13 protein-coding genes are annotated in these 13,696 nt (G+C 75.2%); 5 read left to right on the top strand and 8 right to left on the bottom strand.

The window, feature by feature from the left end; genetic code table 11:
• Positions 1 to 12: 12 nt before the first annotated feature.
• On the bottom strand, positions 13 to 2,178 hold the full coding sequence (locus AC0VX6_RS12530) for a heavy metal translocating P-type ATPase (RefSeq protein WP_475468757.1): 2,166 nt from the start codon (positions 2,176 to 2,178) through the stop codon (positions 13 to 15).
• A 3-nt stretch (positions 2,179 to 2,181) separates the two neighbouring features.
• A complete protein-coding gene (locus AC0VX6_RS12525) occupies positions 2,182 to 2,547 on the bottom strand; it encodes an ArsR/SmtB family transcription factor (protein WP_212640156.1) in 366 nt (121 codons plus the stop codon).
• Positions 2,548 to 3,039: 492 nt separating this feature from the next.
• Between AC0VX6_RS12525 and AC0VX6_RS12520 the strand changes: the two genes are divergently transcribed.
• Positions 3,040 to 4,062: a zinc-dependent alcohol dehydrogenase family protein gene (locus tag AC0VX6_RS12520; RefSeq protein ID WP_274977693.1), complete on the top strand. Its 1,023-nt coding sequence runs from the start codon at positions 3,040 to 3,042 to the stop codon at positions 4,060 to 4,062.
• Positions 4,063 to 4,207: 145 nt separating this feature from the next.
• Here AC0VX6_RS12520 and AC0VX6_RS12515 read toward each other — a convergent pair whose 3' ends face one another.
• From AC0VX6_RS12515 to AC0VX6_RS12495, 5 genes are all read right to left on the bottom strand, one after another.
• The gene (locus tag AC0VX6_RS12515; protein ID WP_475468756.1) at positions 4,208 to 5,125 is read right to left on the bottom strand and encodes a helix-turn-helix transcriptional regulator; all 918 of its coding nucleotides are present in this window, start codon (positions 5,123 to 5,125) and stop codon (positions 4,208 to 4,210) included.
• A gap of 85 nt (positions 5,126 to 5,210) precedes the next feature.
• Complete coding sequence (locus tag AC0VX6_RS12510; RefSeq protein WP_475468754.1) at positions 5,211 to 5,810, bottom strand: DUF7691 family protein; 600 nt, start codon at positions 5,808 to 5,810, stop codon at positions 5,211 to 5,213.
• A 120-nt stretch (positions 5,811 to 5,930) separates the two neighbouring features.
• On the bottom strand, positions 5,931 to 6,587 hold the full coding sequence (locus AC0VX6_RS12505; protein ID WP_475468752.1) for a GyrI-like domain-containing protein: 657 nt from the start codon (positions 6,585 to 6,587) through the stop codon (positions 5,931 to 5,933).
• The gene (locus tag AC0VX6_RS12500; protein WP_475468751.1) at positions 6,553 to 7,104 is read right to left on the bottom strand and encodes a PadR family transcriptional regulator; all 552 of its coding nucleotides are present in this window, start codon (positions 7,102 to 7,104) and stop codon (positions 6,553 to 6,555) included. Before AC0VX6_RS12500 ends, AC0VX6_RS12505 begins: the two co-directional genes overlap by 35 nt.
• Positions 7,105 to 7,273: 169 nt before the next feature.
• Positions 7,274 to 7,579 carry a hypothetical protein gene (locus tag AC0VX6_RS12495; protein WP_274977688.1) on the bottom strand — a complete coding sequence of 102 codons (306 nt, stop codon included), beginning with the start codon at positions 7,577 to 7,579 and terminating at the stop codon, positions 7,274 to 7,276.
• A gap of 411 nt (positions 7,580 to 7,990) precedes the next feature.
• Here AC0VX6_RS12495 and AC0VX6_RS12490 point away from each other — a divergent pair, with 411 nt between their 5' ends.
• Together AC0VX6_RS12490 and AC0VX6_RS12485 are read left to right on the top strand one after the other, a co-directional pair.
• Positions 7,991 to 8,830 (top strand): SDR family oxidoreductase, encoded by an 840-nt coding sequence (locus AC0VX6_RS12490; RefSeq protein WP_274977687.1) that lies wholly within the window; start codon positions 7,991 to 7,993, stop codon positions 8,828 to 8,830.
• Positions 8,827 to 9,903, top strand: coding sequence for a class I mannose-6-phosphate isomerase (locus AC0VX6_RS12485; RefSeq protein ID WP_475468749.1), 1,077 nt, complete (start codon positions 8,827 to 8,829; stop codon positions 9,901 to 9,903). Before AC0VX6_RS12490 ends, AC0VX6_RS12485 begins: the two co-directional genes overlap by 4 nt.
• 85 nt (positions 9,904 to 9,988) lie before the next feature.
• Here the strand turns inward: AC0VX6_RS12485 and AC0VX6_RS12480 are convergent, their stop codons facing one another.
• The gene (locus AC0VX6_RS12480) at positions 9,989 to 10,585 is read right to left on the bottom strand and encodes a helix-turn-helix domain-containing protein (RefSeq protein ID WP_274977685.1); all 597 of its coding nucleotides are present in this window, start codon (positions 10,583 to 10,585) and stop codon (positions 9,989 to 9,991) included.
• Between the two features lie 88 nt (positions 10,586 to 10,673).
• Between AC0VX6_RS12480 and AC0VX6_RS12475 the strand changes: the two genes are divergently transcribed.
• Positions 10,674 to 11,885, top strand: coding sequence for an MFS transporter (locus AC0VX6_RS12475; RefSeq protein WP_475468748.1), 1,212 nt, complete (start codon positions 10,674 to 10,676; stop codon positions 11,883 to 11,885).
• A gap of 290 nt (positions 11,886 to 12,175) precedes the next feature.
• The gene (locus tag AC0VX6_RS12470; RefSeq protein ID WP_475468746.1) at positions 12,176 to 13,642 is read left to right on the top strand and encodes a PepSY-associated TM helix domain-containing protein; all 1,467 of its coding nucleotides are present in this window, start codon (positions 12,176 to 12,178) and stop codon (positions 13,640 to 13,642) included.
• Positions 13,643 to 13,696 lie beyond the last annotated feature (54 nt).

The raw sequence follows: 13,696 nt of genomic DNA, 5'->3' as shown, positions 1-13,696 counted from the left end.
ACGCGGCGGCTCTCACCTGCGCTCCGGCGTCCGCGCGGCTTCCAGGCCGGAGGAAACGGGAGGGGGAGCGGCGGCCGGAGCACGGCGCCCGGCGCGCACCCCGTTGGCGATGACCAGGACCTCAGCCAGCTCGTGGATGAGGATGACCGCCGCCAGGCCCAGCACCCCGAACGCCGACAGCGGGATGAGGAGCAGCAGGATCGCCCCCGACAACAGCAGGCTCTGGAGCATGACCCTCCGGGCCCGACGGGCGTGGGCCAGGGCCCGGGGCAGCACCCGCAGGTCCTCGCCCATGAGGGCGACGTCGGCGGTCTCGATCGCGACGTCGGTGCCCATGGCGCCCATGGCCACCCCGGTGTCGGCGGTGGCCAGGGCGGGGGCGTCGTTGACGCCGTCGCCGACCATCGCCACCGGCCCGTGGCGGCGCAGGGCGCCGACCAGGGCCGACTTGCCCTCGGGACGCAGGTCGGCGTGGACCTCGTCGACGCCGATCCGCGCCGCCAGGGCGCGGGCGGTGCGCTCGTTGTCGCCGGTGAGCATCACGGTGCGCACGCCCATGCGGTGCAGGGCGGCGACCGCCTCGGCGGCCTCCTCGCGCGGTTCGTCGCGGATCGCGACGGCGCCGACCAGACGGCCGTCCGCCTCGACCAGGACGGTGGTGGCGCCCCACTCCTGGAGTCGGGCCACCTCCGGTGCCAGCGGCCCGGGGTCGACGTAGCCGGGACGGCCGAGCCGCAGGGGCGTGCCGTCGGCCGAGGTGCCGGTCAGACCGCTCCCGGTCACCGCCTCCACGTCCCGGGCGGGCACGGGGTCGGGGTGGGCGGCCAGGATCGCGGCGGCCAGCGGGTGTTCGCTGCGCGCCTCCAGCGCGGCGGCCGGGGCCAGGACCTCCTCGCGGGTGCGCCCGCGCGCGGGCACCACGGCCACCACGGCGGGCGCGTTGCGGGTCAGGGTGCCGGTCTTGTCCAGGGCGACCACCCGCACCGTCGCGAACGCCTCCAGGGCGGCCCCGCCCTTGACCAGCACGCCCGACCGGCTCGCCGCGCCGATCGCGGCGACCACGGTGACCGGGACGGCGATGGCGAAGGCGCACGGGGAGGCGGCCACCAGCACCACCAGGGCGCGCTCGACCCACACTTCCGGGTCGCCGAAGAGCGAACCGGCGACGGCGATCAGGGCCGCGGCGACGAGGATGCCCGGCACCAGGGGGCGGGCGATCCGGGCGGCCAGGCGCTGGGCGGCGCCCTTGCGCGCCTGCTCGCGTTCGACGATGTGCACGACGCGGGACAGGGAGTTGTCGGCCACCCGGGCGCCGACCTCGACCTCCAGGGCGCCGCCGCCGTTGACGGTACCGGCGAACACCACGGTCCCCTCGACGGCCTCGACGGGGACGGACTCACCGGTGACGGTGGAGGTGTCCACGGTGGAGCGGCCCGCGCGTACGGTGCCGTCGGTGGCGACGCGCTCGCCGGGCCGGACCAGGAGCAGGTCCCCGACGACGAGTTCGGCGGGCTCCACGGCGGCCTCGCGGCCCTCGCGCAGCACGGTGGCCCGGGGCGGGACCAGGTCGAGCAGGGCGCGCAGGCCGTGGCGGGTGCGGGCCACGGCGTGGTCCTCCAGCGCCTCGGCCAGGGAGAACAGGAAGGCGAGCATCGCGGCCTCGCCCACCTCGCCGAGCAGGACGGCTCCGGCCATGGCCACGGTCATCAGCGTGCCCACGCCCAACTTTCCGCGGACGAGGGCGCGCAGGGTGCCGGGGACGAAGGTCCGTCCTCCCGCCGCGATGGCCCCCGCGAACAGCACGGTCGGCACGGCAGGGACCGGGGTGAGCCACTGCGCGATCAGCCCGGACAGCCACAGGGCACCCGCCAGGCCCGCCCACCGGACGGTGGCCGAGTCCCACCAGGCGCCCGGCTTCTCCTCCGGTTCCGGGGCGTCCGCGCCGCAGGTCGGGTCGCCGCAGCCGTCGTCGGCCGCCGTCCCCGCACCGGCGTGGCCGTCGTCGGAAGCACCGTCGGCGGTGACCGCCCGGGGGCGCCCGCGGGCGTCACCGCCCGAGCAGCAGGAGCAGGTGACCGAGGCGGGGGCCCGGGGCACGGGCGCGGGTGCCGGGTTCGGCGTCGGGCGGCCCCGGCGGGACTCGGGCGCCCCGTCGTCGCCGCAGCACAGGTCGGACACGGGTCAGCCCTCCCTCACGGCGGGTTCGGGGTCGGGCAGCAGCAGTGCCAGCAGAGCGCGCCCCGCGTCGGTGAGGCGGTACATGACGAGCTTGCCCTCGCGCCGGGAGGAGGCCAGACCGGCGGTGCGGAGCTGGCGCACGTGGTGGGAGACGAGGTTCTGCGAGGCGGAGCAGACCCAGGCCAGGTCGCACACGCACAGTTCGTCGCCGACCGCCAGCGCGCGGGCGACGCGCAGCCGGGTGGGGTCGGCCAGGGCCCGGGCCCGGTCGGCGGCGGACCGGACGTCCCCGTCGGCGGGCACGCGGGCGCGGACGGCCTCGGCCTGGGGCAGGTCGAGGCAGAGGAGTTCACAGGAGTCGGAGGACATACCAACAAACTAACGCTCGTTGATATGTTGGAGCAACAGGGAGTCCCGATCCGACCCGGAGCGCCCCTCCCGGCGGCGCCGGGCACGGGGCGGCGGCCGAGCCGCCGGAGCGCCCCGAGCCCCTCCCCGTCCCCGGCGAGGCCCCCTCGTAGGGCGGCGGGGCCGGGCGCGGCCGGACCCCGGAGCGTCCCCGGCCGCCGCCCCGGAGCCGGGCACGCGGGGACTCGCGTTGGGCACCGGTTCCCCCATGGGTGGCAAACAGTCGTCGGGGGGGATGTGACAGGCCCTCCCAGGAGCCGGGTCCGGACGTCTACCGTGGTCGGACGGTGGGTACCCGGGGAGCACCGGGGCCGGAGCGGGCGCCGGGGTCCGAGGGGACGCCGGAGCCAGAGGGGACAGCGAAGCCCGAGGGAGCGCTGGGGCCGGAGGGAACAGCGAAGCCCGAGGGAGCGGCGGGGCCCACCGCACGGCACACGAACACGAGGGGGAACCGTGCGCGGTGTAGTGATGTACCAGCCAGGGGACGTGCGGGTCGAGGAACGCGAGGATCCGAGGATCATCGAGCCCACCGACGCGGTCATCCGGATCTCCGCGACCTGCGTCTGCGGGTCGGACCTGTGGCCCTACCGGGGCGTGGAACCGGCCGACCACCAGGTCATGGGGCACGAGTACGTCGGCGTGGTCGAGGAGACCGGCGCGGACGTGCGCGAGATCGGGGTCGGCGACTTCGTCGTCGGCTCGTTCGTCATCTCCGACAACACCTGCGAGATCTGCCGGGCGGGCTACCAGTCCAGGTGCGTGCACGCCTCCTTCGTGGCCCGGGCGATCGGCACCCAGGCGGAGCGGGCCCGCATCCCGTACGCGGACGGCACCCTGGTCGCCACGCCGGGGCGGCCGGACCCGGAGCTGATCCCCTCGCTGCTGGCCGCGTCCGACGTCCTGGGCACCGGCTGGTTCGCCGCCGACGCCGCCCAGGCGGGCCCGGGCCGGACCGTGGTGGTCGTCGGGGACGGGGCGGTGGGCCTCATGGGGGTGCTGGCCGCCCGCCAGCTCGGCGCGGAGCGCGTCATCGCGATGTCGCGCCACGCGGACCGGCAGGAACTCGCCCGCTTCTACGGGGCCACGGACATCGTCGCCGAGCGCGGCGACGAGGGCGTGGAGAGGGTCCGGGAGCTCACGGGCGGGCTCGGCGCGCACGCGGTGATCGAGGCGGTCGGCACGCAGGAGTCGATGATGCAGGCCATCCGCTCGACCCGCCCCGGGGGCCATGTGGGCTACGTCGGCGTCTCGCACGACGTACAGCTCCCCGGCGACGAGCTCTTCTTCAGCGCCGTGCACCTGCACGGCGGCCCCGCCCCGGTGCGCCGGTTCCTGCCCGACCTGATCCGGCGGATCTGGGACCGCGAGATCGACCCGGGCAGGGTCTTCGACCTGACCCTGCCCCTGGAGGAGGCCGCCGAGGGCTACCGGGCGATGGACGAGCGGCGCGCGGTCAAGACCCTCCTGACGGTGTGACCCCGCCCGGAGGGCCCGGCGCGCCGGTCGGGGTCCGGGCGGACGAATCCGGCCGGACCCCGACCGGTCGAGGAACACGGCGCGCCGGTCGGCCGCTCCCCCGCCGCCGGGGCGGCCGACCGGCCGGAGCAGCCTCAGCGCCCTTTCAGGGCCGGTCGGGCTGGTCCACGCCGGTCTCGGTCCCGCCGCGCCCGCCGTCGGCCTCCGCGCGGGTGGCGGCGAGGGTGCCCAGCAGGGCGAAGGCGTCCGCCGAGGGAGTGCCGGGTTCGACGGTGTAGGTGACGATCCACAACCGCTCCTCACCGGCCGGTTCGAACACGTCGAAGGTGACCTCGACCAGGCCGACGTCGGGGTGGCGGAAGGCCTTGGTGCCGGTGCGGTGGCTGTGGACGTTGTGGCGGGCCCAGTCCCGGGCGAAGACGCCGCTGCGCGCCGACAGCTCCCCGATCAGCGCGGTGAGCTCCCCGTCCAGCGGGTTGCGCCCAGCCTCCAGGCGCATCCTCGCGGCGGTGGTGCGCCTGGCCAGGGGCCAGTCGACGTAGTAGTCGCGGGCGCGGGGGTCCAGGAAGATGAACCGCGCCATGTTGGGCGGGCGCCGTTCGGTGTCGAAGTGCGGCGCGTACAGGGCCCGGCCCAGGCGGTTGGCGGCCACCAGGTCCTGGCGGGCGTTGTGCACGACGGCGGGTGTGTCCATCGCGTCCAGCATCCGCTGCACCGAGGGCCGCACGGCCGGGACCGGCGGCTCGGCCGGGACCGGCGGCTCGGCGGGGCGGGCCCGGGCACCGGAGGCGGCGCGCGCGAGGTCGAACAGGTGGGCGCGCTCGACCTCGTCCAGCATCAGGGCCCGGGAGACCGCCTCCAGCACGCTGTCGGAGGCGCCGCCGATGTTGCCGCGCTCCAGGCGGGTGTAGTAGTCGATGCTCACCCCGGCGAGCATCGCGACCTCCTCGCGGCGCAGCCCGGGCACCCGGCGGTCGTCCCCGTAGGCCGGAATCCCCGCCTGCTCAGGTGTCACACGCGCTCGTCTGGTGACCAGGAACTCGCGCACGGTCTTCTTGTCCATAACACCAGGCTAGGCAGGACCCGCCGGAAAGCGGCAGGCCCTGCCGGAACCCCTCAGACGGAGGTCCGGCGGGTCCGGCCGCCGGTCAGTGGAAGAAACCGGCCACGCCCCGGCCCGCCGCGACCGCGGTCCTGTACCAGTCCACGCAGGACTCGGCGGCGCTCAGCACGGAGGGGTCGAGCGCGGCCCTGCCCTCGCCGGTGGCGGCCTCCCACTGTTCGAGGGCCTTGCGGCACTCGGTGAGGCTCCATTCGCCGTAGCCCGGCAGGTCTTCGGGCGCCGGGATCGGCGAGGGGGCGCCGCCGAAGCTGAACTCCTCGACGCCGACCGCGGTCACGCCCAGTGCGTTCAGGCCCGCGTCGACCGTCTCCAGCCACCCGAACCTCATCGGGGAGAAGTCGTTGTTGAACAGGGCGCGGCCGTGGAACTCGCAGATCCACTTGTAGGCGTAGCCGTACACGGTGCCGTGCCGGTCGTCGAAGGGGCCTCCCTCGATGACCGCGCGGATCGCGTCGCGGATGCCGGGGCCGCCCGCGTCGGCGACGTGGTCGAACTGGGCGTCGAAGTGGGCCAGGTGCTGCTTGAACCGGCCGCCGATCATGCGGCGCAGCTTGTCGTCCCCCGACCCGACGGAGCCGTGCAGGACGTCGAGGTCGACCACGTAGGTCGTCAGCGCGTGACTCATGGCGGGACACTATCGGCGGCCGGGGACAACGGGACGTGCACGGGACCCGCCCCGACTGGGAGGAGGGGCCCCGGAACGCGGTGGCGGGCCGCCCCGGGCACCGGGGGCGGGCTGCGCCGCTCACCCGTCCGAGGCGGCGGGCCCGGCCCCGCTCCCGGAGACGGCGGCGACCGGCTGCCGCAGGATGGTGCGCAGCCTGTCCGGCGCGGCCCGGCGGAAGTCGCTCAGGTAGATCTCGTGGTGCCTGCCGACCATGCGCAGCCCGTTGCCGGGGACGAACTCGTGGTGCATCCGCCGGAGCACGTCCGCCTCGTCGTCGAAGGAGCCCACGTGCAGCGTCTGCACGCAGCGGCCCTCGGACAGCGTCTCCATGCGGACGTCGCCGAGGCGCGCGGGGCTGTTCTTCGCGGCGACCTGCTCCACGGCGGCGGTGAACATGTCCTGGTCGGTCCAGTCCGGGACCATGATCATCATCGTCCAGTCCCACCGCGACTTGTCGCGCGCCGCCGTGAAGGCGTCCATGTCCTCGGCCCACCACAGGCCCTCCAGGGGCATGACCACGTAGTCGCGCCCGAGGTCGCGCTTGCTGGCGAACTTGAGTTTGTAGGCCACCGGGTAGAGCGCCTCGACCGCCTCGGTGAAGGCCGGTGAGGTGTTGGGGTCGCCGTGGCCGTCGACCATGAGGTAGCTCAGGTCCGGCACGTGCGTGATCCGGAACCGGTCCCGCCGCGCCCGGTAGGCGTCAAGGCTTTTCTTGAAGTCGGTCTTGTCCGTCATCGGGCACCTGGACTCGGCTGGCGAGCCACGACCTTTCCGCCTCCAGGAGGCTCAGTGAGTACGAGAACACCTCGCGCGCCGCGAGCGCGGAGGGCGCCTGCGCCCGCTCGGCCTCCCGGACCGCGGCGATGCGCTCCTCCACCCCGGCCAGCCGGGCGCGCAGCGCGTCGGCGTACTCGCGTCCGGAGAGCAGGGGCAGGTTGGCGACGCCCGCCAGCAGCGGGTGGGCCACCGGCCGGGGCCGCCGGATGAGGTCGAGCGCGCCGTCCCGCGCCGCCCGCCTTCCGGTGTCGGTGGCGTGGAACACCCGGCGCGACTTCGCGGCGGCGGGGGCCTGCGGGACGTGGACCAGGCCCCGCTTCTCCAGTTTGGCGAGCAGGTAGTAGATCGAGGAGAAGCCGATGTCGGTCCACTGGCGGACACCGCGCAGCTCGATGGCCTGTCCCAGGTCGTAGCCGTGTCGGGGGCGCTCGATGACCAGGCCCAGGACGGTGAGTTCGGCGGGTGTCAGCTCCACGCACGCATTCTAGTACTGGAATATAACGCCGGAGAAGCCCCCTCCGAAGGGTTCTCCCCTACGCGGGGCGCGTGGCGGCCCTCCGGCCGCCGGGGCCCGCCGGGTGGGGAGGGGACCGCGCCCTCCGCGCAACGGACGCACCCGCGCGGAGGGACGCGGAAGAGCCCCCTCAGCGGCTGTTCGCCTCGCGCACCCAGCGGTGCGTCAGGAGGCGGTCAGCGTGGCGGCGCCTGCGGTTGCCGGCTTTGACGTACTGCTGCCAGTCCGCGGTGCATCCGCGCTTCTGGCACCCGGAACAGCATTCGTGGCCCATCGGCACCGAATCAGGGTGCGCCCACTGGCACCGCGTGTCGGGCGTCGCACGCGTCGGCTCCGGCGGCAGGTCGCAGGGTCCGTGGCTGTGGTCGTGCAGCGCCACCGCTCCGTGTTCGCGCTGGCGCACCCACAGCGGTTTGGTCTTGTCCGTACGGGACATCTCGTTCCTTCCGGAACCCGCCGCCCTCTCCCGGACCCTCCGGGCGGGCGGCTAGGTCAACAGCCCCATCACGACCACCTCCTCGTACGGCGTTCACGGAACGGACCACACACCCTAGGACATCCGGACCCGCGGCGACAGGCCGGTCCCGGAGGCCGGTCCCGGAGACCGGTCCCAGGAAATGCGCTGACCGGCGGTCACGTCCGTGGGCGCACCGCCGGAGCGGGCCGCGGGGAGTTCCGCGGCGATCCGCGCGGTGGCGTCGGAACCGGCGCCGCCGCGGCCCCGGACCCGGTCCCCGGGGAGGCACCCGGCGCGGGGCCCGGCTTTCACCGGGAACGCCGCGCCCCTCCCCGCCACCGGCGCGCACGGAACGTAGCCTTGTGGTCACTTCGTCTACGGGAGGACCTCGTGCCCCAGCCGTCACAGCAGCAGACCCCGCCCGGCCGCACCGACGCCATGGACCCCAGACCCGACCACGGCGAGGAGTCCTACCGGGGGTCGGGGCGGCTCGACGGGAAGGCCGCCGTCATCACCGGCGCCGACAGCGGCATCGGGCGGGCGGTGGCCATCGCCTTCGCCCGCGAGGGCGCAGACGTGCTCATCGGCTACCTGGACGAGCACGACGACGCGCGGGAGACCGAGCGCTGGGTGCGCGAGGCGGGCCGCAGGGCCGTCCTGTTCCCCGGGGACCTGGCGGACCCGGGCCGGTGCCGCGCCCTCGTCGGGAAGGCGGTGGAGGAGTTCGGCCGGGTGGACGTCCTGGTCAGCAACGCCGCCTTCCAGATGACCCACGAGACGCTGGAGGAGATCCCCGACGAGGAGTGGGACCACACCCTGGCCGTCAACCTCAGCGCGTTCTTCCACCTCGCCAAGGCCGCCGTGCCGCACATGCGGCCGGGCTCCTCAATCATCGCGAGCACGTCGGTCAACTCCGACGCCCCGCCGCCCACCCTGCTGCCCTACAACGCCACCAAGGCGGGCATCGCCAACATGGCCGCCACCCTGGCCCAGATGCTGGCGCCCGAGGGCATCCGGGCCAACTCCGTGGCGCCGGGACCGATCTGGACCCCGCTGATCCCCTCGACCATGCCGCCCGAGCAGGTGGAGGGCTTCGGCTCCCAGGTACCGCTGGGCCGCGCCGGGCAGCCGTCCGAACTGGCTCCGGTGTACGTGATGCTGGCGTCGGACGAGTCCAGCTACGTCTCCGGCGCCCGCATCGCGGTCACCGGCGGCAAGCCGGTCCTGTGACGGGGACGGCCGTGGACTGGTACCCGCTGCGTGTGAGCGCTCCGGCCCGGCAGCTGGTGTTCGGCGGCCACGCCATCGCCCGCCACCTGGGCCGGGAGGGGCTGCCCGACTGGGCGATCGCGGAGACCTGGGAGGTCAGCGACGTCGACGGGAACGGCAGCACGGTGCTCGACGGGCCCCTCGCGGGGCTGTCCCTGCGCGAGCTCGTCGCGCAGTGGCCGGAGGGGTTGGTGGGCGAGGGCTGGTCCGGGGAGGTCTTCCCGGTGCTGACCAAGTTCATCGACGCCTCCGGGACGCTGCCGGTGCACCTGCACGCCGACGACGCCACCGCCCGGCGGTTGGAGGGGCAGCCCAACGGCAAGACCGAGGCCTGGCACATCCTCGACGCGCCTCCCGGCGCCACCGCGCTGTGCGGGGTCAGGAGCGGGGTGACCGGGGAGGAGCTCCGCCGGGCGCTGCTCGACCAGGACTTCGACGCCGTGCTGCGCCGCCTGCCGGTGCGGCCCGGAGAGACGGTCTACGTTCCGGGCGGCACGGTGCACAGTTTCGGCCCCCGGACCCTGGTCTACGAGATCGAGCAGACCTCCGACGTTCAGCAGCACGCGATGCGCTGGGACATGGAGGACGGCTCGCCGGTCCCGGACGAGCGGTGGCGCGCGAACCTGGAGGCGCTGATGGCCCAGGTACGGCCGGAGCACAGGCCCGACTTCCATCCGGGGCTGAGGATCGGGGTCGGCGACGGCGTGGAGCGGGTGTTCTGCTGCGCCGGGCCGCACTTCGCGCTCGAACGCTGGCACGCGGGCACCGCCGAGCCCCTGCGCCACACGTTCGCCACCGCGCAGGTCCTCACCAACGTCGGGGCGCCCGTGCGGGTGCGCTGCGGCGACTGGCGCGGGGAGCTGGGCCGGGCCCGGACGCTGCTGCTGCCCGCCGCGGTGGGCGGGGTGGAGATCGAGGGCCCGGCCGACGTGCTGTTCGGCTACCTGCCCGACCTGGACCGGGACGTGGTCGCCCCCCTGGCCGCCGCCGGTTACCCTCCCGAGGTCGTCGCCGCTCTGGGCGAGGGCCTGTGAGCCGACGTACGGGCCCGGTCTCCGCCGCCTCGGTGGGGGTCGGGCCTGCCGGTCGGGCAGCGGACCGCTCCCGAGGCGCCGCCCGTCAGCCGCCGGTGCGGGGAACCGTCACCACCCAGAGGAAGTCGACCGCGTCCGAGGCGGCCTCGAACGTGTGCCCGGAGCCGCTCCCGATCCGCGTCGACTCGGCCTCGCCCACCGACAGGTCGCCCGAAGCCGACCGGACACGGAGGCGACCGCGCACCACGTGCGCCATGGAGTCGGGGGCGCCCGCCGCCGGAGCCGCCCGGTAGCCGTCGTCCCCGGCGATGTGCCACTTCCACAGCTCGACCGACACCTGGGGCGTCTCGGTCGCCTTGAGGAGGTAGGCCCAGCTCCCGTTCGGGGTCGACCAGACCTCGATCCCGTCGGGCGAGGGATCCGGGAGGAGTCCGACGAGCGCCGGAAACGTCGTCCCGAGCGCGGCGGCGAGCCGGTCGACGGTCGCGAGGCTGGGGTTGGCCTGGCCGAGTTCGACCTGGGTGAGCATGCGTCGGCTGACCCCGCTGAGCTCGGCGAGCCCCGTGACGCTCAGCCCCGCCTCCGACCGCAGTGAGCGGATGCGCCTGCCCACGAGGACGGCCACCTCGGGTCGTATCCGCTCGGCCACGCGTCCTCGCTCAGCAGTTCCGTCGACGGTCACACCAGTGAGCACTATACTGCCCACCGTCTGCCCTGTTCGGCCCCGGGCCGACCCCCACCGCGTGCGAACGCGAGGATGCGAGGCCCTGATGGCACGGACCCAGGCGAGGCCGCCCGGGCGGGACACCGGCGCGTCGCGCTCCCGGCTCGACGTCGTGCGCTGGCAGGTCGGGTACGGGATGTTCGGCGTGCCCCAGGCCGCCGCCCCCATCGCCTTCGCCCTGCTCGCCCTCCCCATCACCGGCACGGCCGAGTCCGGCGCGGCGCTGGTCTTCGCCATGACGGCCGCGCAGGTGCTCGGCGCCGTCCCCGTGTCCCGTATGGGCCGCCGGTTCAACGGCGTCCACTACCTGCGCGCGCTCATCGCCGTCCGAACGCTCGCGCTCGCCGCCGTCACCGTGCTGGCGGCGGTACAGGCCCCCTTCGGGTTGCTCCTGGTAGCGGTCACCGCGGCGGGGGCCGTCAACGGCGCCGCGTACGGCTACCAGCGGCTCCTGCTCAACCACCTCGTGGAACCGTCCGGGCTCCCCCGCGCGCTGGGCGTGGCCGCGACGCTGAACGAGGTCGGCTTCGCGCTGTCCCCCGCGCTCGCCTCGGTGCTCGGCGCCGTCTCGCCCGTCTGGGCCATGGCGGCGGTCACCGCGCTGGGCGTGGGCCCGCTGCTCCTGATGCCGCGCGTGCCCGGGGCCCGCGGGCCGCAGGGCGGTGAGGCGCCCCGCGTACGGATGCCGATCCCCCGCTCGGTGTTCCTGTGGCTGTTCTGCGCGACCGCGAGCGCGGGGGCGGTCGCGGCCGTCGAGGTCGGAGCGGTCTCCTTCGCGCTGTCCTTCGGACTCGAACCGGGCTGGGCCTTCCTGTTCGCCCTCGTGCTGTGCGCGGGCTCGGTCGCGGGCGGGGTCTGGGTGAGCGTGCGCAACCGCACGCCCGCCCCCTGGCAGGTCGTCGCCTTCCTCGCGGCGACCACCGCGGGCTCCGTGCTGGTCCTGGTCGGCGGCCACCTCTCCCTGACGCTCACCGGCGCGGCCGTCATCGGGCTCTTCCTGCCGATGCTGGGCACGTTCTACTCGCTCGCCCTGGACGGGCTCGCACCGCCGGACCGCCGCGCGGAGATGTTCGCGCTCCTGCGCACCGCGAGTTCGCTCGGCATCATCGCCGTGAGCGGCCTGCTCGCCCTCCTCGGCCTGCGGGCCGCCCTCGTCGGCAGCTTCGCGCTCCTGCTGGTGGCGTCCTCCCTCGCGGTGGCGCACCGCGCGCACTCCCGCCGCGCCCCGGCCCCGCCGACCGCGCGCGACGGAGTGTGAGGCCACCGCCGCCGGAGACGGGGCGACCGGCTTACTCCTTCTGACCCCCTGACGGCGCGGGGCGGCCGTACGCCCCGCGCCGCGCGGACCGGCAGCACGTCCGCCCCCGGCCGCCGGGGGCGCGGCGGCCCGTGCGCGGCTGCCGGGGAAATCGCCCCCGCCGGGAACTCCCCCGCCCTCCGGGACGACCCGAACAGGAGGAAACCATCACGATCGGCGCGCCCCGCACCGGCCGGGGAGCACCGCGGTGCCGTCGGAGCGGTCGCGCCAGCCACGAGGAGAGCAGCCCCATGGGACAGGAAGACAACGCGCCCCCGCAGGACGGGACGCGCGCGGAGCCCGGACGGCGCGGCACCTGGGCGGCGCTGCGGCCCCTGGTGCTGCGCCTGCACTTCTACGCGGGGGTCCTCGTCGCCCCCTTCGTACTGGTCGCCGCCGTGTCGGGACTGCTGTACGTGTGGACGCCCCAGATCGAACAGGCGGTCTACGCCGAACAGCTGCGGGTGGAGCCCTCCGGCGAACCGATCCCGCTCCACGCACAGGTGCGCGTCGCCCGGGAGGAGCTGCCGGACGCCGAACTCGACGCGGTGCGACCGGCCACCGGCGCGGAGGACTCCACCCGGGTGCTGTTCGACGTGCCGGGGCTGGAGGCCAGCCACAGGATGACGGTGTTCGTGGACCCCTACGGCGGCGAGGTGCTCGGGGTGATGGAGACCTACGGCACCAGCGGCGCCCTCCCGGCCCGCACGTGGGTCGACACCCTGCACCGCAGCCTGCACCTGGGCGACGTCGGACGCCTGTACAGCGAGCTGGCGGCGAGCTGGATGTGGGTGGTCGCCCTGGGCGGTGTCGTCCTGTGGGCGGCGCGCAACCGGCGCCCGCGCGCGGGCCTGCGGCGCCTGCTGCTGCCCGGCGCGGGCACCTCCGGGGGGCGGTCCAGGTCGGTCTCCGTGCACGGGGCCACCGGCCTGTGGCTGCTGGTGGGCCTGCTGTTCCTGTCGGCGACGGGGATGACGTGGTCGCAGTACGCCGGAGCCAACATCAGCGACCTGCGCGAGCGGCTGGACTGGAGCACCCCCGCGGTGTCCACGGAGGCGCCGGTGGCCTCGCCCGGGGTGGACGCGGGCGTGGACGCCGTCCTGGCCAGTGCGCGCGAGGCGGGCCTGGACGGCCCCGTCGAGGTGGCCCTGCCCGAGGACCACACCTCCCCCTACGTGGTGAGCCAGATCGACCGGAGCTGGCCGACGCGGGTGGACTCGGCCGCCGTCGCCCCGGACACCGCCGAGGTCACCGACGTGGTCCGCTTCGCCGACTACCCGGTCATGGCCAAGCTGAGCCGGTGGGGGATCGACGCCCACATGGGTGTGCTGTTCGGCGTTCCGAACCAGCTGGTGCTGTCCGCCCTGGCCGCGGGGCTGATCGCCGTCATCGTGCTGGGCTACCGCATGTGGTGGCAGCGGCGCCCCACCCGGTCCCGCGCCCTGGGCGTGGGGCGTCCCTACCCGCGCGGCTCCTTCGCGGCCCTTCCCCCGCTGTCCAAGGTCGCGGCGGTGGCCGCCCTGGCCCTGGTCGGCTGGGCGGTGCCGCTGCTGGGGGCCTCGCTGCTGGTGTTCCTGGCCGTGGACGCCGTCCTCGGGTGGCGGGCCTGGTCACGTGCCTCGGGGGGCTCCGCGCCGGGCGGTCGGGCTCCGGGCACCGGCGGGCAGGCCGGGCCCGGGTCCGCGGGCGCGCCCGCGTCCGGGGCGCGGAACCTGTGACGGGCGGCCACGGGTCCGCCTGACCCGTTGGCCGGGGCCCGGGGCCGGGGGGGC

The organism is Nocardiopsis sp. iso_25 (genome assembly GCF_056173305.1).
The sequence above is the reverse complement of the archived record's forward strand: the minus strand, read 5'-3'. Positions and strand labels throughout refer to the sequence as shown.